This is a genomic window from Rhodococcus sp. W8901, from assembly GCF_013348805.1.
GTDB lineage: Bacteria > Actinomycetota > Actinomycetes > Mycobacteriales > Mycobacteriaceae > Prescottella.
In genome coordinates this window covers 1,208,656-1,230,219 of record NZ_CP054690.1, presented here as the reverse complement: position 1 = coordinate 1,230,219, position 21,564 = coordinate 1,208,656, and the positions used below count along the sequence as shown (strand labels likewise).

23 protein-coding genes are annotated in these 21,564 nt (G+C 68.0%); 10 read left to right on the top strand and 13 right to left on the bottom strand.

The window, feature by feature from the left end:
- The first annotated feature begins 44 nt into the window (after positions 1 to 44).
- From HUN07_RS27255 to HUN07_RS05805, 5 genes are all read left to right on the top strand, one after another.
- Complete coding sequence (locus HUN07_RS27255; RefSeq protein WP_258557998.1) at positions 45 to 170, top strand: hypothetical protein; 126 nt, start codon at positions 45 to 47, stop codon at positions 168 to 170.
- An 11-nt stretch (positions 171 to 181) separates the two neighbouring features.
- The gene (locus HUN07_RS05820) at positions 182 to 388 is read left to right on the top strand and encodes a hypothetical protein (RefSeq protein WP_114722903.1); all 207 of its coding nucleotides are present in this window, start codon (positions 182 to 184) and stop codon (positions 386 to 388) included.
- A gap of 13 nt (positions 389 to 401) precedes the next feature.
- Complete coding sequence (locus HUN07_RS05815) at positions 402 to 566, top strand: hypothetical protein (protein ID WP_174908455.1); 165 nt, start codon at positions 402 to 404, stop codon at positions 564 to 566.
- Between the two features lie 132 nt (positions 567 to 698).
- The gene (locus tag HUN07_RS05810) at positions 699 to 2,357 is read left to right on the top strand and encodes a DNA repair helicase XPB (protein ID WP_114722902.1); all 1,659 of its coding nucleotides are present in this window, start codon (positions 699 to 701) and stop codon (positions 2,355 to 2,357) included.
- Positions 2,358 to 2,369: 12 nt separating this feature from the next.
- Complete coding sequence (locus HUN07_RS05805; RefSeq protein WP_114722901.1) at positions 2,370 to 3,041, top strand: DUF3239 domain-containing protein; 672 nt, start codon at positions 2,370 to 2,372, stop codon at positions 3,039 to 3,041.
- 69 nt (positions 3,042 to 3,110) lie between these two features.
- On the opposite strand, the gene HUN07_RS05800 is transcribed toward HUN07_RS05805, so the two are convergent.
- The 8 genes from HUN07_RS05800 to HUN07_RS05765 are packed head-to-tail and all read right to left on the bottom strand — an operon-like array spanning position 3,111 to position 13,120.
- Positions 3,111 to 4,346: a lipase family protein gene (locus tag HUN07_RS05800; RefSeq protein WP_174908453.1), complete on the bottom strand. Its 1,236-nt coding sequence runs from the start codon at positions 4,344 to 4,346 to the stop codon at positions 3,111 to 3,113.
- A gap of 20 nt (positions 4,347 to 4,366) precedes the next feature.
- Positions 4,367 to 5,536, bottom strand: coding sequence for an acyl-CoA dehydrogenase family protein (locus tag HUN07_RS05795; protein ID WP_217487188.1), 1,170 nt, complete (start codon positions 5,534 to 5,536; stop codon positions 4,367 to 4,369).
- 7 nt (positions 5,537 to 5,543) lie between these two features.
- Entirely contained in the window at positions 5,544 to 6,428 is an 885-nt protein-coding gene (locus HUN07_RS05790) for an amidohydrolase family protein (RefSeq protein WP_302675487.1), read from the bottom strand.
- Positions 6,429 to 6,474: 46 nt separating this feature from the next.
- Positions 6,475 to 7,431, bottom strand: coding sequence for a 3-hydroxyacyl-CoA dehydrogenase NAD-binding domain-containing protein (locus tag HUN07_RS05785; protein ID WP_174908449.1), 957 nt, complete (start codon positions 7,429 to 7,431; stop codon positions 6,475 to 6,477).
- Positions 7,428 to 9,401: an acetoacetate--CoA ligase gene (locus HUN07_RS05780; protein ID WP_174908447.1), complete on the bottom strand. Its 1,974-nt coding sequence runs from the start codon at positions 9,399 to 9,401 to the stop codon at positions 7,428 to 7,430. The genes HUN07_RS05785 and HUN07_RS05780 overlap by 4 nt, the downstream gene beginning before the upstream one ends.
- Positions 9,401 to 10,198, bottom strand: a complete 798-nt coding sequence (locus tag HUN07_RS05775) for a crotonase/enoyl-CoA hydratase family protein (protein ID WP_174908446.1) — start codon at positions 10,196 to 10,198, stop codon at positions 9,401 to 9,403. The genes HUN07_RS05780 and HUN07_RS05775 overlap by 1 nt, the downstream gene beginning before the upstream one ends.
- A 1-nt stretch (position 10,199) precedes the next feature.
- Positions 10,200 to 11,756, bottom strand: coding sequence for an acyl-CoA synthetase (locus HUN07_RS05770; RefSeq protein ID WP_174908444.1), 1,557 nt, complete (start codon positions 11,754 to 11,756; stop codon positions 10,200 to 10,202).
- The gene (locus tag HUN07_RS05765) at positions 11,756 to 13,120 is read right to left on the bottom strand and encodes an MFS transporter (RefSeq protein ID WP_174908442.1); all 1,365 of its coding nucleotides are present in this window, start codon (positions 13,118 to 13,120) and stop codon (positions 11,756 to 11,758) included. Before HUN07_RS05765 ends, HUN07_RS05770 begins: the two co-directional genes overlap by 1 nt.
- A 174-nt stretch (positions 13,121 to 13,294) precedes the next feature.
- On the opposite strand from HUN07_RS05765, the gene HUN07_RS05760 reads away from it, so the two are divergent.
- On the top strand, positions 13,295 to 14,131 hold the full coding sequence (locus tag HUN07_RS05760) for a PaaX family transcriptional regulator (protein WP_174908440.1): 837 nt from the start codon (positions 13,295 to 13,297) through the stop codon (positions 14,129 to 14,131).
- Positions 14,132 to 14,241: 110 nt separating this feature from the next.
- On the opposite strand, the gene HUN07_RS26835 is transcribed toward HUN07_RS05760, so the two are convergent.
- A complete protein-coding gene (locus tag HUN07_RS26835) occupies positions 14,242 to 14,385 on the bottom strand; it encodes a hypothetical protein (RefSeq protein ID WP_254622813.1) in 144 nt (47 codons plus the stop codon).
- 198 nt (positions 14,386 to 14,583) lie between these two features.
- On the bottom strand, positions 14,584 to 15,840 hold the full coding sequence (locus HUN07_RS05750; protein WP_174908438.1) for an MCE family protein: 1,257 nt from the start codon (positions 15,838 to 15,840) through the stop codon (positions 14,584 to 14,586).
- Between the two features lie 174 nt (positions 15,841 to 16,014).
- On the opposite strand from HUN07_RS05750, the gene HUN07_RS05745 reads away from it, so the two are divergent.
- On the top strand, positions 16,015 to 16,803 hold the full coding sequence (locus tag HUN07_RS05745) for a sigma-70 family RNA polymerase sigma factor (protein ID WP_174908437.1): 789 nt from the start codon (positions 16,015 to 16,017) through the stop codon (positions 16,801 to 16,803).
- Here the strand turns inward: HUN07_RS05745 and HUN07_RS05740 are convergent.
- Positions 16,770 to 17,372: a carboxymuconolactone decarboxylase family protein gene (locus HUN07_RS05740; protein WP_174908436.1), complete on the bottom strand. Its 603-nt coding sequence runs from the start codon at positions 17,370 to 17,372 to the stop codon at positions 16,770 to 16,772. The two genes, HUN07_RS05745 and HUN07_RS05740, sit on opposite strands and share 34 nt — an antisense overlap.
- A 128-nt stretch (positions 17,373 to 17,500) precedes the next feature.
- Between HUN07_RS05740 and HUN07_RS05735 the strand changes: the two genes are divergently transcribed.
- From HUN07_RS05735 to HUN07_RS05725, 3 genes are read left to right on the top strand one after another with little or no spacing between them, the layout of a single operon-like run.
- Positions 17,501 to 18,685, top strand: a complete 1,185-nt coding sequence (locus HUN07_RS05735; RefSeq protein ID WP_174908435.1) for a pyridoxal phosphate-dependent aminotransferase — start codon at positions 17,501 to 17,503, stop codon at positions 18,683 to 18,685.
- A complete protein-coding gene (locus HUN07_RS05730) occupies positions 18,682 to 19,698 on the top strand; it encodes an AraC family transcriptional regulator (protein WP_174908434.1) in 1,017 nt (338 codons plus the stop codon). The genes HUN07_RS05735 and HUN07_RS05730 overlap by 4 nt, the downstream gene beginning before the upstream one ends.
- A gap of 28 nt (positions 19,699 to 19,726) precedes the next feature.
- On the top strand, positions 19,727 to 20,503 hold the full coding sequence (locus HUN07_RS05725) for a pentapeptide repeat-containing protein (RefSeq protein WP_174908433.1): 777 nt from the start codon (positions 19,727 to 19,729) through the stop codon (positions 20,501 to 20,503).
- Here HUN07_RS05725 and HUN07_RS05720 read toward each other — a convergent pair.
- Positions 20,434 to 20,847 carry a WhiB family transcriptional regulator gene (locus HUN07_RS05720; protein ID WP_174908432.1) on the bottom strand — a complete coding sequence of 138 codons (414 nt, stop codon included), beginning with the start codon at positions 20,845 to 20,847 and terminating at the stop codon, positions 20,434 to 20,436. The two genes, HUN07_RS05725 and HUN07_RS05720, sit on opposite strands and share 70 nt — an antisense overlap.
- A gap of 151 nt (positions 20,848 to 20,998) precedes the next feature.
- Entirely contained in the window at positions 20,999 to 21,529 is a 531-nt protein-coding gene (locus HUN07_RS05715) for a GtrA family protein (RefSeq protein ID WP_254622812.1), read from the bottom strand.
- Between the last annotated feature and the right edge of the window lie 35 nt (positions 21,530 to 21,564).

Genomic DNA, 21,564 nt, shown 5'->3' with positions numbered 1-21,564 from the left:
TATGGTCTCGATCGAGTGATTGCCACTTCGAATTAGGAGCGACAATGGCCGACAAGAAACCTGGCAAAAATCTGAAGAAACCAAGTCAGTCGATCAAGGAAAAGCGGGCGGAAAAGCGCGAGCGCGCTGTTGATGCCGGTGAGTTGATCAAAAAGCGTAAGCGCCACTGACGGACCTCGCCATGACCCGCGAGGCACCGGCGCGTGACGCACCGGGTGTGCTGGACCACCTGCACCGGAAACTGGACCATCTGCTCGGCGACAGCACCCTGCCGCAACCCCGCGCCGACGGCTTCCGGTCCGGCATCGCGTCGGCGAAACTTTTCGTTCTCGACGAGCGCGCCCAGCATTCCGGATTTCCTTTCCCGCCGACGCACGAAAAAAAGTGAAGGACCCCCTATCGTGAAGCGGACCCTGCTCGCCCTGGACAAAATTCAGGCGCGACTGGAAAACGAGCTCGACACCACCGCCGTGCACAGCGAACGGGACGTCGGATATCGCGCCGGAATTTCCGAGGCACTCGTCCAGGTGATGGAGACCAAGAAATCCCTCACCGCCGGACGCTGATCCGATCGTGAAGGATTTCCGGCGGCTGCCGACGGAAATCCTTCACGATCCGCGGCCGCCGAGGCACCGCCGTATGGCGGGACAGCGCCGCCGTCTGGACAATGGTCTGGTTACCGTTGCTAGGAGGCGCACGTGACCGACGGCCCGCTGATCGTCCAGTCCGACAAGACACTGCTGCTCGAGGTCGATCACGAGCGCGCGAACGACGCCCGGCAGGCGATCGCCCCGTTTGCCGAACTCGAGCGCGCCCCCGAGCACGTCCACACCTACCGGATCACTCCGCTCGCGCTGTGGAATGCCCGCGCCGCCGGGCACGACGCCGAGCAGGTGGTGGACGCCCTCGTCAGCTACTCCCGCTTCGCGGTGCCGCAGCCGCTGCTGGTCGACATCGTCGACACCATGGCCCGGTACGGCCGCCTGCAACTGGTGAAGAGTCCCGTGCACGGGCTGACGCTGATCAGCCTGGACCGGGCGGTGCTCACCGAGGTGATGCGGCACAAGAAGATCGCCCCGATGCTCGGCGCCATGGTCGACGACGACACCGTGATCGTGCATCCCAGCGAGCGCGGGCACCTCAAGCAGATGCTGCTCAAGATCGGCTGGCCCGCCGAGGACCTCGCCGGGTACGTCGACGGCGAGGCCCACCCCATCGACCTCGCGTTCGAGGAGGGGCACTGGCACCTGCGCGACTACCAGGAGATGGCGGCCGACTCGTTCTGGGCCGGCGGCTCCGGCGTCGTCGTGCTCCCCTGCGGCGCCGGCAAGACCATGGTGGGCGCGGCGGCGATGGCCAAGGCCAAGGCGACGACGCTGATCCTGGTCACCAACACCGTCGCGGGCCGGCAGTGGAAGCGCGAGCTGATCGCGCGCACGTCGCTCACCGAGGAGGAGATCGGCGAGTACTCGGGCGAGAAGAAGGAGATCCGCCCGGTCACCATCGCGACCTACCAGGTGATCACCCGCAAGTCGAAGGGCGAGTACAAGCACCTCGAGCTGTTCGACTCCCGCGACTGGGGCCTGGTGATCTACGACGAGGTGCACCTGCTGCCCGCCCCGGTGTTCCGGATGACCGCCGACCTACAGTCGCGTCGACGCCTCGGCCTCACCGCGACGCTGGTCCGCGAGGACGGCCGCGAGGGCGACGTGTTCTCCCTCATCGGCCCCAAGCGGTACGACGCGCCGTGGAAGGACATCGAGGCGCAGGGGTGGATCGCGCCCGCCGACTGCATCGAGGTGCGGGTCACGCTCACCGACGCCGAACGCATGGCGTACGCGACGGCCGAGCCGGAGGAGCGCTACAAGCTGTGCTCGACGGCCCGGACCAAGCACGCCGTCGTGAAGTCGATCCTGGACCGGCACCCCGGTGCGCCGACCCTGGTGATCGGCGCCTACCTGGACCAGCTCGAGGAGCTGGGCGAGGAACTCGACGCCCCGGTCATCCAGGGTTCCACGCGAAACAAGGAACGCGAGCTCCTCTTCGACAAGTTCCGTGCCGGCGAGATCCAGACCCTCGTGGTCAGCAAGGTCGCGAACTTCTCCATCGACCTGCCGGAGGCATCGGTGGCGGTGCAGGTGTCGGGCACGTTCGGCTCCCGGCAGGAGGAGGCGCAGCGGCTGGGCCGACTCCTGCGGCCGAAGCACGACGGCGGTCAGGCACACTTCTACTCGGTGGTCGCTCGGGACACGCTCGACGCCGAGTACGCCGCCCACCGCCAACGCTTCCTCGCCGAACAGGGCTACGCGTACCGCATCACGGACGCCGACGACCTGCTCGGCCCGACCATCGGATAGGACTTCACCCCCGTGCGACGCTTCGAGTTCCCCGTCGACAAGCTTCACGCCAAGTCCGTCAACGAGACCCTCGCAGATCTCCGGCGGCTGCAGTGGTCGGCCGCGGTGATGGCGGTCGCCCTCGGCGCCGGCGCCGCCGGACTGTTCGTCCTGGGCCAGCCGTGGTCGTACATCCTCGGCGCCGTCCTCGCGGTGTGCGCGGTGACGTCGCTGTGGATGGTGGTGTGGACGCCGCGCAAGGTCGGCAGCATCGACGAGCTGTACGCCAAGGGCAACCTGGTGCCGGCCGTGGTGTCGGAGATCCACCCCCGCGGGTACACGCTGCTCTCGTTGCTCGACATCGCCAAGCCCGACGCCACCGAACCGCACTACGCGCTCGCGACCCGCACCGTCCGCGCCCTGCCCGGCCGGGGCTGGACCGTGGGCAAGAAGATCCCGTCGGTGTCGGTGCTGGGCGACCGCAGCTCGCGGGGCAACGGCGACACGTGGCAGATGGTGAGTTTCATGCCGATCGCCTGGGGCACCCGCGACAGCAAGGTGCTCACGCAGGCCACCGCCCGCATCGACGATGTGGAGTGGAATCTGCTGCGCAAGAACATCTCGATGTCGGAGAAGGTGCGCGGGTCGAGCAACCAGTTCGTCCTGGTCGATCCGGCAGAGCTGCCGAACGAACTGCGCGGATAGCCCGGTCCGACCCGCCCCCGAGAGGCACGGGGCGGACCGGGCGTCAGCAACCGGGTCCGGGACCGGCGATCACGGCTGCGGGCAGTTGCTCGGTGCGGCCTTCCCGGCGAACCGGTCTGCGGCCCATGCGGGGAACTGCTTCGCCGCCTCGGGAACGACGGACTCGTGGTCGAGCCCGGGGAACTCGCGGTAGTCGGACTCGGTTCCGGTGCGGCACAGTCCCTCCTGCTCGCGTGACGTCAGTGCAACGGGGGTGGTCGTGTCGTCCGATCCCTGATAGATGACGAACGGCATGGACCCTGCGGGCCGGAAGTCGTCGACGGCGGTGAAGGCCTTCCACCAACTACCGTCCGGCGACATCGCGCCCGGCTGGTACGCGTCACGCAAAGATGCAGCGCTGCTCCAGATGTCGAAGCAGCCGTCACTGAGCACCGGAAGCTGCTCCATCGCCGGGGCCGTGAGGAAGTCGCCGTAACGCAGATCCGGGTAGGCCGCCTTGATGCCCGGCAGGGTGGAAATGACGTAGCCCGCCAACTCCGGACTCTGCATCGAGTTGAGGGTCAGTTCACGGATGCGGACCGCCGGCGCGATCAATCCAGCTCCCACACCGTCGAATTCGGGGGCGTACGAATCCAGGATCGATTCGACGTGCATCGTCGTCTGTCCGCCCTGCGACCAGCCGTATTCGACGAACCGGTTCGAGGCGTCGATCTCGGGGAGGTTGTGCACAGCGCGCAGGACGTCGAGAGAAGCCCGGGCGTTGACCTCACCGGCCATGTAGTAGGACGGCCCCGGAAGGGCTTGTCCCGGATAGTCACTCATGGCGACCACATATCCCTGGTCGAGAAGTTCGCCGATCGCCGGAACGCGGGACTGATCCCCCTCCCCCAAGCTCCGTCTGGACGGGGCACAGTTGTCGGCCAGCCCGGTGGTCTCGTGGTTCCACAGCACCATGTCGCGGGGACCGTCGCCCTTGGACAGCGGAACGTAGATCTCCCCGGATACGTACTTCCGGACTCCGGGCTGGATTTCGGAGACGTAGACGATGTTCCAGCCCTGACTTCCCTCCGGAGCGTCGGACCGGGGCTGGACCGAGTGAACATCGCCCGGCTTCGCGTCGGCGGGCGGCTGCTCCCCGACGTCCCAGAAGGTCGTCCCGGCCGGTCCCGCGGGCGCGGACAGCGAGATCGACTCGGGCTCGGATGCGTTCGCGCCGCCACAGGCGGTGAGTGTGAAGGCCGCGACCGAGAAGGCGACGGCCGCCTTGGCGACGGCCGATGGTGCGTGCTGCGCCGTACCTGACATTGGTTGCTCCATTCTGTGTGCTATCGAGCTCGTCCGTGGAAGAGGTGGCGGGCGATGACGATCCGCTGGATCTGATTGGTTCCCTCGTAGATCTGGGTGATCTTCGCGTCGCGCATCATTCGCTCCACCGGAAAGTCCTTGACATACCCTGCGCCACCGAGGATTTGAACAGCGTCGGTGGTCACCGCCATGGCGGTGTCGGAGGCGAAGCACTTGGCCATCGCGCCCGCCGACCCGATCTCCCGGTGTCCACGATCGCAGGCGATCGCGGCAGCCCACGTGAGCAGCCGCGACGCCCGGACCTTCGTCTCCATGTCGGCCGCCATGAACTGGATGCCCTGGAACTCGGAGATCGGGGAACCGAACTGCTCACGTTCGGCCGCGTAGGACACCGCGGCGTCCAGGGCGCCCTGTGCGATACCGACTGCCTGCGCCGCCACGGCCGTCCGGGTCCGGTCCAGCGTCCCGAGGGCGATGCGCATGCCACGGCCGGGCTCACCGACCATGCGGTCGCCGGGAACGAACACGTCCTCGAACGTGACCTCCCGGGTCGGAGATCCCTTCAGGCCCATCTTCCGCTCCGGCGCCCCGAACACGATCCCCTCGTCCGCGGCCTCCACGACGAACGCAGAGATCCCCTTGGCGCCGGCGGCCGGATCGGTCGAGGCGAACACGACGTAGACGTCGGCACGGCCCGCGTTGGTGATCCACCGCTTCGTGCCCTTCAGCAGCCAGCCGCCGTCCGTCTGCCTGGCCCGGACCTTGATGCTCGCGATGTCGCTGCCGGCCTCGGGCTCGCTCAGCGCGAAGGCCCCGAGATGCTCGCCGGACGCGATCCTCGGCAGGTACCGGGCCTTGAGTTCCTCCGAGCCCGCGAGCAGGAGCGGGATGGCGAAGAGTTCGTTGCCGCCGGCGACCTGCTGCGTAGTTGCGCACGCGCGGGCGATCTCCTCGGCGACGATCGCGGAGGCGAGGTGGTCTCCGCCCTGCCCGCCGTACGCCTCGGGGATGCCGATCGCGTGCAACCCGCTCGCGGTCACCGCCGCCAGTGACCGCTCCGGGAACTCTCCCGACTCGTCTACCGCGGCGGCGTGCGGCGCCACCTGACGATTCGCTATCTCGGCGGCCATCTCCCGGAGGTCCCGGTGCTCGTCGTCGAGGAGCCATTCGGCCTCGGCACTCGTCCTCACCGCTGCATCACCGCCCCGTGGGTCGGTCGAGTCCGAGCACCCGGATAGCGTTCTCCCTCATCACCAGGGGCATGACGTCGTCCTTGATGCCCAGTTCCGCGAAGTCGGCCATCCACCGATCCGGCGTCAGCACCGGATAGTCGGATCCGAAGAGCGCCTTGTGCTTGAGCAGCGAGTTGATGTTGCGAACGAGCGGCGGCGGGAAGTACTTCGGCGACCAACCCGACAGGTCGACGTACACGTTCGCCTTGTGGGTGGCCATGGAGATCGAGGAGTCGACCCACGGGACCGAGGGGTGGGCGAGGATCATCGTCAGCGTCGGGAAGTCGGCTGCGACGTCGTCGAGCAGCATCGGGTCCGAGTACCGCAGTTTGATGCCGCGGCCACCTGGCAGACCGGCACCGATCCCGGTCTGCCCGGTGTGGAAGAGCGTCACGAGCCCGTGCTCGGCGCACGCCTCGTAGATCGGGTAGTAGATCGGGTCGTTGGGCAGAAATCCCTGCAGGCTGGGGTGGAACTTCATGCCCCGAACGCCGTAGTCCCTCGCCAGGGTCGTGATCCGGGCGACGGCAGTGCCGACGTCGTGCGGGTCCACGGATCCGAAGGGGATCAGGACGTCGGGGTGCTCGGCGGCCTTCGCCGCGATCTCCTCACTGGAGACCGGCGGGTGCCCGCCGAGTGCGGTGCGCGCGTCGACGGTGAACACCACGGCGGCCATGTTGCGCTCGCGGTAGTACTCGGCGAGGTCGTCGACGGTGGGCGTGCGGTTGACCCCGGGCTTGAAGTACTTGGCCGAGGCGTCGAGCAGTTCCTGGTCGAGCGAGCAGTGGTGCGCACCGTCCGCTTCGACGTGGGTGTGCACGTCGATGGCGGTGATGGCGTCGAGATCGATTGCGGGAGAGTACATCGTTAATCCTCTGTGGATCGGGTGGGAACTGTCAGGGCAGGTTTCGGCCGGCGCGTTTGAGTCGCATGATGTCGACCAGCAATCGGTCGCGGTCCGCGACCAGGCCTGCCTGGTCTACCCCCGCCATCTCGTCGTCCATGCCGGCGACGAGTTTGTCGGCGAGTTCCGGGGTGAGCTGCGGCGTCCCGAGGTCGTCCATCCACTTCTGGGTGGGTGGGCCCAGGTGTTCCAGCAGATGCCGCAGGCCGCCCTTCCCACCGGAAAGGTGCTGTGCGGTAAGTGGTCCGATGATGGCCCAGCGCAGTCCCGGCCCGTTCGAGATGGCGGTGTCGATGTCGGCGACGGATACCACACCGCGGTCCACCAGCGAGTAGGCCTCGCGCCAGAGGGCGGCTTGCAACCGGTTGGTGACGTGCCCGGGGATCTCGGCGCGGACGAGGATCGGCTTCTTGCCGACCAGGCGGTAGAAGTCGAGCGCCACCTGCGCCGTCTCGGGCGGCGTGGCCCCGCCCGGTACCACCTCGACGAGCGGAATGATGTGCGCGGGGTTGAACGGGTGGCCCACCAGCACACGGCCGGGATCGACCGAACACGCGGCCTGCAGCGCGCTCGGCTCGAGACCGGACGTCGACGACGCGATGATCACGCCCGGGCGCGCCGCGGCGTCGATCTCCGCGAGCAGCGCACCCTTCGCGTCCAGTCTCTCGGGGCCGTTCTCCTGGACGAAATCGGCGTCGCGCGCAGCCTCGGCGGCGGTCGCGACGAACCGGAGCTCACCACGCTCGGACACCGCGGATCCGGTGAGTTCGGTGACGAGATCGCTGGTTTCGTCGAGATAGGACCGGAGCCGCGCCTCGGCTCCGTCGGCCGGGTCGGTGGCGACGACGTCGAGACCGGCGGCGAGGAAGCCTGCCACCCACGCCGCGCCGATGACGCCGGTCCCGATCACCGCGACGGTCCGGATCTGCGCCGCAGCCGGGGCGCTCATCCGATCGCTCCCGTGACGCTCCACGCGACGAACGCGTCGAGGGCCTCCGGTTGCGCCAGCGAACCGGGTGCCGCGACGCTGTCCGGCGAGGCCCCGAGAAGGATCCGTTTGACCGGGATCTCGAGCTTCTTCCCGGTCCGGTTGTACGGCACCACCGCGACGGGATGGATCTCGTCCGGGATGTGCCGCGGCGACAGCGCCGTTCGCAGAGTCGTCGAGACGGTCCTCCTCAGCGCGTCGTCGACCTCCACGCCGGGGTCGGTGACGACGAACAGGACCAGGCGGCCCATCCCGCCGTCGGCGCCCTCGAGGTGGACGACGAGGGAGTCGGCGATGCCGGGCAGCTCCTCGACCACGCGGTAGAACTCGGCGGTGCCGAGCCGGACACCACCACGGTTGAGGGTCGCATCGGACCGGCCGGTGATGACTGCACCGCCCTCCGGGTCGAAGCGGATCCAGTCGCCGTGCCGCCACACCCCCGGATAGGTGTCGAAGTATGCGCTTCGGTATCGGGAGCCGTCGTCGTCGCCCCAGAACTTCACCGGCATCGACGGCACCGGCAGCGTGATGACGAGTTCGCCGAGCTCACCGACCACCTCGTTGCCGTCCCCGTCGTACGCGGCTGCCGCGAAACCGAGGCTCGGCCCGGACATCTCGCCCGCGTAGACCGGGGTCATCGGCGAGGCCTGGATGATGCCGGTGCACACGTCCGTGCCGCCGCTACCGACGTTGAGGAGCACGCCGGGGCCGAAGCGGTCGGAGATCCACTCGTAGCCCTCCCGCGGCAGCGGGCTGCCGGCGGCGCCGAACTGCCGGACGGCCGAGAGATCGAATTCGGTTGCGGGATCGAGACCTTCGCGTCGGCACGCCATGACCACGCCCGGGCTCATGCCCATCACCGTCGCCCCGGTCTCAGCGGCCACCCGCCACTGGTGACCCGAGTCCGGGTACATGGGGTTGCCGTCGATCATGACGATCGACGACCGCACCAGCAGTCCGCCGACCAGGGAGTTCCACATCATCCACGCCGTGGTGCTGAACCAGGAGAACGTGTCCCCAGGCCCGAGATCGAAGTGGAGGGCGTGGTTCTTGAGGGTCTCGAGCAGAATGCCGCCGTGGCCGTGCACGATGGCCTTGGGCTTGCCGGTGGTGCCGGACGAGAACAGCACCACGAGCGGGTGGTCGAACGGGACCGGCTCGACATCGGGCATCGACCCCGGTGCACCGGCCTCACCGCGCCCGAGGTCGTTCCAGGCCACGACGTCGTCGGTGACGACGTGCTCGCCGTAGGCGACCGAGACCACCGTGGAGACCCCCGGGAGATTCTCGCGGATGTGGGCGACCTCGTCACGACGATCGACGGTCTTGGATCCGTATGTGTAGCCGCCGACGACGAACAGCACCTTGGGGCCGATCTGACCGAACCGGTCCACGACGCTGTGGGCGCCGAACTCGGGTGCGCATGCCGCCCAGATCGCGCCGAGGCTCACCGTGGCGAGGAACGCGACGAGCGCCTCGGGGGCGTTGGGCAGGTAGCCGGCGACCCGGTCGCCGCGGCCCACCCCGAGGTCGACGAGGCCGGCCCGCACGCGGCGGACCTCGTCGCGCAGTTGACCGAAGGTCATCGTGATGTCGGCGCGGGTCTGCGACGTGGCCACCACGGCGACCGCGTCCAGGTCCACTTCGGTTCCGAGAGAGTGCTCGGTGTAGTTGAGGAGTGCGCCGGTGAACCACCGCGCGCCGGGCATCACCCGGGCCTCGAGCACCTGGCGGTACGGGCGGTGGGTGACGACGCCGAAATGGTCCCAGATCGCCGCCCAGAATCCCTCGACGTCCTCGACCGACCACCGGTAGAGGTCGTCCCAGTTCTCCACCCGCACACCGCGCTCGGCTCCGAGCCAGTCCATGAAGGCCCCGACCCGCGTGGTGTCCCGGGCGTCGGCGGGCACGGACCGCAGGATCGCCGCCATCAGTTCGCCCCTCCGTCCGCGGTGCGGACCTTTGGCCCACGGCCGGTGAGGAACTCGTTCATCCGATGCTTGGCTTCCTGGCTGGACTGCGCGACGGCGGCCATGAGCGACTCCATCATCAGCCCCTCGTCCGGGCCGACCTCGGCGATCCGTGGAAGGGCGTGCATCACCGAGTAGTTGGTGACAGGAGAGTTCGAGGCGATCTTCTCGGCGAGCTCGCAGGCCAGGTTGTCGCCACCACCGTTGTCGACGAGATAGGTTGCGAGGCCGACACGTTCGCCCTCGTCTGCGGTGAGGACCCGACCCGTGAGCATCATGTCCTGCATCCGGGCGACGCCGATCAACCGCGGAACCCGCACCGAGGCCCCGCCGCCCACGAACAGCCCGCGCTGTCCTTCCGGCAGCGCGAAGAACGCGCTTCGCTCCGCCACTCGGATGTGCGCGGCGCTGGCGAGTTCGAGTCCGCCACCGACGACCGCACCGCGCAGGACCGCGACCACGGGGATCGTGCCGCCCGCCATCTCGCCGAGCGACTTGTGCCACATACGGGAGTGATGGAGTCCGGCGACGGCGTCCCGGTCCGAGAGCTCCGAGAGGTCGAGGCCGGCGCAGAAGTGATCGCCGGACGAGGTCAGGACGATGGCACGCACACCCTCGGGGGGCGTCCGGAAGAAGTCGCCGAGGGAGAGAACGGTCTTGTCGTCGAGGGCATTTCGCTTGTGCGGTCGATCCAGGGTGAGGATGCCGATGTCGCCGCGCTGGTCGAAGACGAGGGATTCGGAGATGGCGGTGGTCATATCAATTCATCGCCTTGCTGATCGTGCAGATCTGTTGTACGGAATCGGAGTGAGCGCCGAGCGCGGTGCCGGCGCGGAGGTCTTGCTTGCGCACCTTTCCGGAGCCGGTGCGAGGTAGGGCAGGAACGAACGACACCAGTTTCGGGACCTTGTACCGGGCCAGTCGCTCGGTCGCGAAGGCCAGGAGGGCGTCCCGGTCGAGATCCGAGCCCTCCCGCCGGACGACGTGGGCATGACCCACCTCGCCCCAACGGTCGTCCGGGGCGCCGACGACCGCGGCCTCGAGAACGTCGGGGTGCTGGAACAGCACGCTTTCGACCTCGGCCGGGTAGACGTTCTCACCGCCCGAGATGTACATGTCCTTCATGCGGTCGACGACGAAGACGAACCCGTCGTCGTCCATGTACGCGATGTCGCCGGAGTGGAACCAGCCGCCGGCGGTGAAGGCCGCAGCGGTCGCCGCGTCGTTCCGCCAGTAGCCGGGCGTGACGTTGGGGCCCCGGATGATCACCTCGCCGGCGGTGCCGCGGGGGCACTCCACACCTATGTCGTCGACGATCTTGACCTCGTCGAACATCACCTGCTGTCCCGCCGAACCGGCCTTGCGGACCGCGTCCCCGGGAGCGAGGAAGGTTGCGCCGGGCGCGGTCTCGGTGAGGCCGTACCCCTGACAGAAGGTGACACCCTTCGCCCGGTAGGTGTCGATGAGATGCACCGGGATCGGCGCACCGCCCGACATGACGCTACGGATGGAGCTCAGGTCGGCTTGCGGCCAGCGCGGCGACTGCGCGAGGTCGGCGTACATCGTGGTGACGCCGAACATCCACGTGACCCTGTGACGTTCGATGAGATCGAAGGCGAGATCGACTTCCCATTTCGGGACGAGGACGCTGGTACCGCCCTTGAGGTACACCGTCAGCACCAGTTGGTCGAGCGCCGCCACGTGGAAGAGCGGAGCCGACACCAGGGTCACCTCGTCGGAGGCGACGTCGAGATCGAGGAGGAGGTTGAAGCTGTTCCACAACAGGTTCTCGTGGGTGAGGATCGCGCCCTTCGGACGACCCGTCGTGCCGGAGGTGTACAGGACGAAGGCGGGATCGTGCCCGCCGACCTCGGCGGCGCCGATCGGATCACCGGGCGTATCCACCGATTCGGTCGACCACACCACGTCCTCGACGACGACGCCGTCGACTCCTAGCGAACCCGCGGTCGCCCGCGACTCGGGGGCGACGAGGAGCACAGAGACCCCGGCATCGGTCAGCTGGTAGTCCAGCTCGGGAGCCGAGAGGCGGTGGTTGAGCGGAAGGAAGACGCCCCCGAGCCGGACCACCGCGAGCATCGTTTCGACGAATGCCGGGTGGTTGGGACCCAGATAGGCGACCCGGTCCCCCTGTCCCACCCCGCACCGCGCGAGCTGTGCGGCCCGGACGAGGACGCGGTTGTGGACCTCGCGGTAGCTGAGCGCGGTGTCCCGGTAGACCAGCGCCACCGAGTCACCGCTCATCCGAGCCCGCCGCTCGGACAGTGTGGCCAGGCCCGGACGGTAGCCGCCCCGCATCACGCCACCCCCGCCGCGGATACATCGGCGGCGACGGACTGCGTGTCAGCCCCGTCGGAGGCGACGCGCGAGAGTCTTCGGTTCTTGGTCTCACCGAGCTTGATGATGCAGGCGATGCTCACCAGGGCGGTCAGTGCGATGACCGCAGACAGCCCGAGGGTGCTCGTGCCGCCGTTCGAGCGCATGATCTCGGCGAACAGTACCGGGGAGACACCCGCACCGATCCCGGCGAGCTGATAACCGAGCGAAGCTCCGGTGTATCGGTATTCGGTGCTGAACAGCTCCGTGTACAGGCCGGCGAGGGGGCCGTAGACCATCGGGTGGACGATCGCCTGGCCGACCACCATGGCGAGGACGATCAACGGAAAGCTCTTCGATCCGATCAGGGGGAAGAGCGCGAATCCCCACGCGATGATGCCGACGGAGCCGGCGATGACCATCGGCCGCCGGCCGATCTTGTCGGACAGGGCCGACCACCCGATGATGCCGAAGATCGACAGGAACGACGAAATGGTGAGCGCGTTGAGGATCTCCTGGCGCGGGACCCCGGACTGTACGCCGTAGGCGATGGAGTAGGTGGTCAAGGCGCCTTGGAAGACAAAGGCCCCCAGCCCGACTCCGACAGAGAGGAACAGCACCTTGGGCTGCGCCTTGAGCAGCCGCAGCAGCGGGATGCCGGTGTCCGGCGCGCGATCGGTGGCTGCAATGAACTCGGGCGACTCGTCGACCTTGGCACGGACCACGAGACCGAGCACGAGAAGCAGGAGGCTGAACAGGAACGGCAGACGCCAGCCCCACTCGACGAAGGCGTCGTTGCCCAGGATCGCGATGGTCGAGGTGATGACGACGGTGGAGATCAGCGTGCCAGTCGGGGCACCCGCGTTGGTGAAACTTGCCCAGAAGCCGCGTCGGGAATCTGCGTGCTCCGCCGACATCAGTACCGCGCCGCCCCACTCGCCGCCCAGCGCTATGCCCTGGACCACGCGCAGAAGCACGAGCAGGATCGGTGCGATCGCTCCGGCCGTGGCGTACGTGGGCAGGACGCCGATGAGGGCGCTGGCGATGCCCATGATCGACATTGTCAGAACGAGCATCCGCTTGCGGCCGAGTCGGTCGCCGTAGTGGCCGAAGATGACACCGCCGAAGGGCCGCGCCAGGTAGCCCGCAGCGAACGTGGCCAGGCTCGCGAGGGTGCCCGCCAGCGGGCTCATGTTGGAGAAGAAGACGTCCTTGAAGACCACCGCAGCGCAGGTGGCGTAGACGAAGAAGTCGAAGTACTCGATGACGCTGCCGAGGAAGCTGGATGCGGCGGCGCGCTTGAGCATCGCCGGATCCTTTGCAGCCTCGGGATAGCTCTGATCCATGGGAAAACCTCACTGGGAGTGCTCTGAACGGACGGCGAATCCGGGCCGAACCGTGATCCACCTCACTCATCTGACGGGCCGAATACTATGCATCTTCATTGCGTTGCGTCAATAAGATGAGTTGCAATTGACTTGGCGGGCCACCCCCAGTAGGCGACAACTAGACTCCACGGCATGCGGTATAACCTCACTGCAGAGCCCGTCGACAAGGTCGACATCACCCCCAAGTCGCTCCTTCTCGCGTTCCTTGGAATGCACCTTCTCTGGAAACCGATCGCCATCAGTGGCGCGTCCCTTGTCGAGCTGTTCGGCTGGCTGGATGTCGGCCAGTCGGCCACTCGGTCGCTGCTCGCCCGAATGACGGACCGAGGCCTGCTGGAGCGGCACAAGGTGGGTCGCAAGACCTACTACGCCCTCACCGAACACGGAACGTCAGTGTTCGAGGAAGGCTCGAAGAAGATCTGGCGCAGCATGGGTGGCGCGGACTGGGACGGCGTGTGGACGACGGTCGCGCTGTCGGTGCCCGAGGACTCGCGCCATCTTCGCCACCGGGCACGGTCGCGACTGAGCTGGGCCGGCTTCGGGAACACCGCCTCTGGACTGTGGGTGGCACCCCGCCGGCATAACGTAGCGACGATCCTCGGCCCCGAGTTCGCCGACGTGGACCTCACCGTGATGGTCGGGCGGGTCCTCCCGCCCACCACCGACGAAGCGCTCGTGACCTCGGCATTCGACCTCGACGAGATCGCTGCCCGCTATACCGGGTTCACGTCGCGGTGGCAGAACGACGAAACGTCCGGATCGAGTCGCGAACATGCCTTCGCCACCCGAATCCGGGTCCAGGCCGAGTGGCTCTCCATCACACAGACCGACCCACTGTTGCCGATGTCGCTGCTTCCAGAAAACTGGCCGGCCGGTGACGCCGAGCGACTCTTCCGGGTCCTCGACGCGACCTTGGATCGAGCCTCCATCGGCATAGAGGCGGACGGACTCGACTCGATCGCACTGTGAGCGCCACGCTCCGGCATCGAACAACCAATTGGTTGCACTGGTCTCGGCCGGGCCGCCGAATGAATTGCACTGATGGGATTCACCCCACCCCAATTCGGATGGTGACGTCGTCAGATCATCAGCGCCGCAAGGCCGACCCCGCCGACGGTAACGAGAGCCATTGTCATTGCGAGGGTCACCGAACCCATCAGCAGAACCGTCGCGACAGCCGGCACCGCGGCAACCATGAGCATCAGAACGACCCACCACAGCACGGCCGGAATCGTGTTCGACCTCCGAAGATCGAAGTCCTGCAACAAGGCTGGACGAATTTCCCCGGGTAGAGACCCGTTCGATCGGAGTTCCATACGAGGTGACCTCCTACTAGGGGGTCAGCTCAGTCTCTCGCACATCGGCGGATTTCGCAGGCCGGTTCCGCATTTCCCACTGTGTCCCGTTCACGGATCGGGTCATCAGTGCGGCGGAGCGATGCCCATGACGGTCGCGAGCACGGACGCAATCGGGTTGAGGTTCAACGCATCCGGGGCCTGCTTGGGCTTCGCGTCCCACGGCTGCGACACCGTCGGGTCGGCGAGCACCGCACGCTCGGCGTTGCGGACACCGGTGGCGCTACCCTGCGGGACGAGGCACCGGACATCGGAGGAGAACGGGAAGTCGTCGCGGGTGTCGCCGAAGTCCGGGTCGCGACGCTTCATCTCGGCGAGCGTCTCGTGGGTGCTCTCGTAGCCGAGGGTGCACGCCGGCGGGTTGTTGGTCTCGAGGACGAGGCCGAAGTGGATGGTGCCGTCGCCCGGCGCCACGGCACGCGCCGCCACCGGCAGCGCCGGCAGCAACTGCAGCGCGGTCCGCAGGTAGGCCTCGCGCCCCGGCGCGAGCGAGACGATCTGCCGGGTGTTCGACAGCACCTCGGTGAGGTCGGCGCCGCTGTCACGGACCAGCGCCCCCACCTGCTCACTGGTGGCGGCGCCGGTGCCGATCAGCCGGCGCACGTCCGGGTCGCTCGAGCGCAACTGCGCGGTGAGCGCGTCGAGGTCGGAACTGAACGAACGGATCGACGACGCCTGGTCCGCCTGGCTGTCGAGCACGGTGCGACCGTCGGACACGAGGTCGAGGGTCTGCGGCAACGCGGCGGAGGCCACGCGGGTGAAGTCGGCCAGCGAGTCGACGACGGTCCGCAGGTTGTCGCCCTGGCCGTCGAACGCCTTCCCGAGTTCGGTCGCGACGGCGTGCAGGCTGTCGGTCGGGACTGATCGCGCGAGCGAGTCGACCGATGCGATGAGGTCCTCGACCGGGATCGGGACTGCGGCGTCGTCGACGTCGATCACCGACCCGTCCCGCAGGTACGGCCCGGAGTCTCGGTCGGGCCGCAGATCCACGTACTGCTCACCGATCGCCGACCGGTTGGCGACCACCGCCGCCGCGGACGCGGGCACGTCCGGCCCGTCGTTGTCGAGGTGCAGTTCCACCCGGACCCCGTCGGCAGTGAGCGTGAGGTCGCCGACCCGGCCCACCGGCACACCCCGGTACGTCACCTCGGCGTTGGTGAAGATGCCACCCGACGACGGCAGGTCCACGTAGACGGAGTACTGCCCGAAACCCATCAGGTTGTCGAGCCGAACATAGCGTCCGCCCACGAAGATCACGCTCAGGATCGCGAGCACCACGAACGCGCTCAGCTGCCACCTGGCCAGCTTCGACACCGTGTTCAACGTCGACGGCCCTCCACCACTCGCCACTCAAAGCATGTCGGCGAGATCACCGGAACCGCCCTGCTGTTACCCGGACAACACGCTAGCGGTAGCCGTTACCGATGTTCACATTAATGTGATCGGGCTTACAAAGTGGACATTTGTCCAACATGGGGGCGGACGTAGGATCACGGCATGAGCGTCGCGCCACTCGCGGAGTCGTTCGAGTCGCACCGCAGCCACCTGCTGTCCGCGGCGTACCGCCTCACCGGCAGCGTGAGCGACGCCGAGGACGCCGTGCAGGACGCCTGGCTTCGACTGGCCGCTGCCGACACCGCGGCCATCCGCGACCTGCGCGCGTGGCTGACCACCGTCGTCGACCGAATCTGCCTGGACCGCCTCCGGTCGGCGACGGCGCGCCGCGAACGGTACGTCGGACAGTGGCCGCCCGAGCCGATCGGCACCGACCTGACGCCGTCGAACCCGCCGGATCCACTGGAATCGGTTGTCCGGCAAGAAGCAAACCGTATGGCGGCGATGGTCGTGCTGGACGCCCTCTCCCCCGCCCAGCGGGTGGCGTTCGTCCTGCACGACGGCTTCGCGGTGCCGTTCGACGAGATCGCGGGCGTGCTGTCGGTGAACGTTCCGTCCGCTCGGCAGCTCGCGTCCCGCGCCCGGCGCGCGGTCGCCGCCGCACCGCCGCCGGTCCCCGATGCCGCGCACGCGGAGGTCGTCACCCGACTGCTCTCCGCGATGGCGGCCGGCGACCTCGACGCGGTCGTCGCCGCGCTGCACCCGTATCGGTCGACGACCAACCGGGGTCCTCGGCCACGGCTCCCCCGGCGACGACGTCCACCCCGGTTCTCCGGGGCTGGTCACCGCGTTCACGGCCGGCGATGGCAGGGTGTGGGCCGCCCAAGACATCGCGAACCGCGAGAAGTTGCGCGGGATCAGGCTTTCCGTTCCCGATCCGCCGTCCCCTGATCCGTCGCCCAGGGCACCCGGCACGCATCGCCGGAGTCGAACCCCTGGTCGTGGATGCCGAGCGCCGAGTACATCCGCGACCGCATGTTCTCGAGCCCGATCTGGTAGGTCAGCTCCACGACGCCGTCGCGTCCGAACCGCCGTTCGAGCTCGGCCACCTGCTCGTCGGTCGCGGTCGTGGGAGTCTCGGTCATGGCGTCGGCGTACGCGATCGCGATCCGCTCGTCCTCGGTGTACAGGGGCGAGTCCGCATAGTCGGCGATGTGCTGCAGGCGCTCCACGTCCAGTCCCTCGAACCGCTGGAGCATCGTGCCGAAGTCGATACACCACGAGCAGCCGACGGTCCATGCCACCCGGTACACCGCGATGTCGCGGACATTGGGCGGCAGCACGGTCGAGGCCTTCTGGGCGCCCATCTCGTGAGCGGCCGACACCGCGAACAGCTTGCGATGGTTGGCGACCACCGCGAAGGGCTCGGGCACCTCGCCGTACCGGCGACCCACGTACTTGTACGCGGCCTTGATCAGGGGGCCGGCTTCCTGCGGGGACACAGGGGCAATACGAGGCATGATCTCCTCCGTGGTCTCGACCGTCGTCGGGCGCCGGTGCGCGCCCGTCCACCCCTAGGACGATGCAGCACCCGAGAACGTGACACACCGAGTTCGTTCGACGACGTCCACGCCGCTACGCTGGACAAATGCCCGCAGCGCCACGTTCCCGCACCGTCTCGCGACTGCAACCGTTCGCGTCCACCATCTTCGCCGAGATGACAGCGCTGGCCACCGAGCACGACGCGATCAACCTGGGCCAGGGCTACCCGGACACCGACGGCCCGGCGGCGATGCTCGAGACGGCGCGCCGTGCCATCGCGGACGGCCTCAACCAGTACCCGCCGGGTCCGGGCATGCCGGTGCTGCGGCAGGCCATCGTCGCCGACCGCGCCGTCCGGTACGGCATCTCGCACGACCCCAACTCCGAGGTCCTGGTCACCGTCGGCGCCACCGAGGCGATCAGTGCCGCGATCCTCGGGCTCGTCGAGCCCGGCGAGGAGGTGGTGCTGATCGAGCCGTACTACGACTCGTACGCCGCCGCCGTCGCGCTGGCCGGGGCGGTCCGCCGGGCCGTGCCGATGGTGCGGGACGGCGACAGCTTCGCCCTCGACCTCGACGCCCTGCGGGCCGCGATCACCCCGAACACCCGGATGCTGGTGGTCAATTCGCCGCACAACCCCACCGGGACGGTGCTCACCGAGGCCGAGTTGATGGCGGTCGCCGAACTGGCGTGCGAGCACGACCTGTTGGTCATCAGCGACGAGGTGTACGAACACCTGGTCTTCGACGGCCGCACGCACACCCCGATGGCGTCGCTGCCGGGGATGTACGAGCGCACCGTCACCGTATCGAGCGCCGCGAAGACGTTCAACGTCACCGGTTGGAAGACCGGCTGGGCGCTCGGGCCCGCGGAACTGATCGACGCCGTCCGCGCCGCCAAGCAGTTCATGTCGTTCGTCGCCGGCGGCCCGTTCCAGCCCGCCGTCGCGTACGCGCTCGAGCACGAGCAGGCATGGGTGCGGTCCATGCGCGACGAACTGCAGCGCAAACGCGATCTGCTCGCGACGGCGCTGCGGGACACCGGATTCGACGTCTATTCGGGCGGCGGCACGTACTTCCTGTGCGCCGACATCAGCGCGTTCGGTACCCGCGACGGCGTCGAGTTCTGCCGGACGCTGCCGCAGCGGGTGGGGGTCGCGGCGGTGCCGATCAGTGCGTTCACCGACCGCCCCGATCAGTGGAATCACCTGGTGCGCTTCGCGTTCTGCAAGCGCGAGGACGTGCTGTCGGAGGCGGTGTCGCGCCTGCGCCGGCTCGAGGTGCCGCGGTGAGTCTGGCAACGATCCCGGCAGACTTCCTCCGTCGTGCGCTGCATCTCGCCAAAACGGCCGGGGCCGACCTGGCCGGCATGCTCGAGGCTTCGGGGATCGACGTGGCCTCGCTCGAGGATCCCCGCACCCGACTGACACCGGAGCAGGTCACGGCGTTCACCCAGGCCACGTGGCAACTCACCGACGACGAACTGTTCGGTATCGGCGTGTCGCCGGTGCCGCGCGGGACGTTCCGGCTGATCTGCCTGTCGCTGATCCACCGACCCGATCTCGGTAGTGCCCTCGAACGGATGGCCGACGTGACACGGGCGCTGCCGGTGCCGCCACTCACCCTCGTCCCCGGCGACGAGTCGACCCGTCTCGAGGTACGCGTCGAGGTCCGCGACGGCGCCGTCTCCCCCGAGTTCGCCGACGAGGCCTTCCGGCTGGTCACGGACTTCGAACTGATCCTGCTGCACCGGTTCGCAGCCTGGCTGGTGGGCCGGCGCGTCAAGCTGCGGTCCGTGCTCATCCCCTACCCGCAGCCCGAGGCTCAGTTCGCGAAGCACTACGACACCATCTTCGGTGTCCCCGTCACGTTCGACGCGAGCGTGGCCTCACTCGAGTTCGACAACGCGATCCTGCGCGCGCCGCTCATCCAGGACGAGCAGAGCCTCGCCGAGTACCTGCGCGAGTCGCCGAATCTCCTTCTCTCCGCACGCGACTACGACAGCACCGCGTCCGCACAGGTCCGCCGGGTCCTGGAGATGGGTGTGCGCGGGCGGACGTGCACCGCGGAGGAGATCGCGGAAATGCTCTCCATCAGCGTGCCGCACCTGCGCCGGTTGCTGCGCCAGGAGGGCACCTCGCTCAACACCCTTCGTGAGGAAGTGCTGCGCGACGCCGCCATCGCCGCGCTGCGACGCGGCGAACCCGTCGACGAACTCTCGACCCGCCTCGGCTTCTCGGAGCCCAGCGCCTTCCGCCGCGCGTTCAAACGCTGGACCGGATCGACGCCCGGCGCCTACCGCTAGATCCCGCTCCGACTCCTATAGTGGGCGCGTGACGACGCGCAGGAGTGCAGGCGAAAGCGCTGCGGTGCTTCGCCGCCGGTGGGACCCGGATCAACTGGCCGACGTGCGGCGGCAACTGGAGTTGCAGGCCCGCATCGTCCGGGGTCCGCACCTGATCGCGTCGCCACAGGGCACCACACCGCAGGGCCTGCTGGACCTGCGTGGCCTGACGCCGGGGACCGTGGACGATCTGTCCATCAGGCACCTGTCCGTGGAGCGTCTCGATCTCAGTCACGCACGGGGACGGTTGCACGTCTTCGAGACGGAGGTCCGAGACAGTTGCTTCGACAGGATCTCGGCGGCGGACAGCCTGCTGGACCGACTATTCGAGCGATGCAGCTTCCGCTCGGCCCGCCTCTCGAAGTCGCGGATCGGGCGTCGACTTGTCGACTGCGATTTCACCGGAGCGTCGCTCCGGAAGCTCACCCTCGGCGAGAACACCGTGTTCGAGCGGTGCTCCCTCGACGCGGCCGACCTCACCGACGCCACGCTCATCGGCGGGCGCTTCGTGGACTGCACGTTCGACGGGGTCACCGTCTCGCCGCTGACCACGTTCGACCGGTGCGAGTTTCGCGGCTCCCTGCCCAGCCTGGATGCCGCGCGGCGCACCCGCTGCACCCACGACGGCGTTCCCGTGCCGGACCGATGGGAGGGACAATCCGCCGCGCAGGAACTCGAAGACGAGTACCTCGACCGCTACCGCCGATCCGTTCGGGACGGGGACGCCGACACGATGCCGCTCGATCCCGAGTCGCCACCGCAGTGAGAGACACCCGACCTTCCGACTCGACTGCATCCGACCACCGTGTTCCTGCGCGGTCGACCTCGGGACCGCTTGCGGGCGACGACAACCCCCTGTCGAAAGATCTCACCACCCCACACACCCCACGGCTCGGCGCGATCGAGCGCGTCACTCAGACAGCGGGAACGGACAGCGCATCCCCCACACAGCCCCTTGGCACGTTCGAGATCGGCCGGCGACTCGGCGAACCACAGATCGGGATCACCTGCCCTGCAGGGTAACTTCCGGTCGGCTGCCCCGCCGGTCCCCGGTCCGACGGGAAGTGAGCAGTTCCCGTGGCGTGGTCGGCCTACCTCGATGACGATCATGTGGACCGCGCCTCCTCGATTCACGGCACGGGGGTGCTCCCGTGTCCACCGGGTACTGACCCGGGCCGGCCACGGAATTCATCGCGTCGTACAGCCAGGCGATACTGAATCCCCCGCGGCCCCGGCCCCGATGCCGCTTGCGGCGACGACGTCAGCGTCCGGCTTCCAGCACCGGTTCGTCACACTCCTGTTGCGGCGTCACAGGATCCGGGAACACGAACTTGCGCATTGCCCACCAACGGAACACTGTCGCGAGGAGGGTGCCCACGATTATGGCGCTGATGAAGTCGGCAAGGTTCTCCACGACCAGCGACACATGTGGTGTCTGGAGAGCGAAGACATACCGCGACACCGCCAGCGGTAGCTGGTTGATCACCAGCCCGACAGCTGCTACGACGAAGAACAGGGCTGCCTCGTGCCGACGCTCTCGACCTCCGCGGGCGGTGAATGCCCACTCTCGATTGAGGACGTATGACAGCACGGTGGCCAGCAGCACCGCCACAACATTGGCTGTTACCGGCTTGCCGTCCAGGATCGTCCACTTCAAACCGAAGAACAGCACGCACGTGACGACGAACGCGATCGATCCCACTGTCAGGAATTTCAACAGTTCCGCGTTGCGTACGAACACAGACAACAACCGACTCGGCATGCGCCCGGCGACGATCCTGGTGAGGAACATCAAGACAGGTTAACCGAGGCGCTGCTGGGATCTCC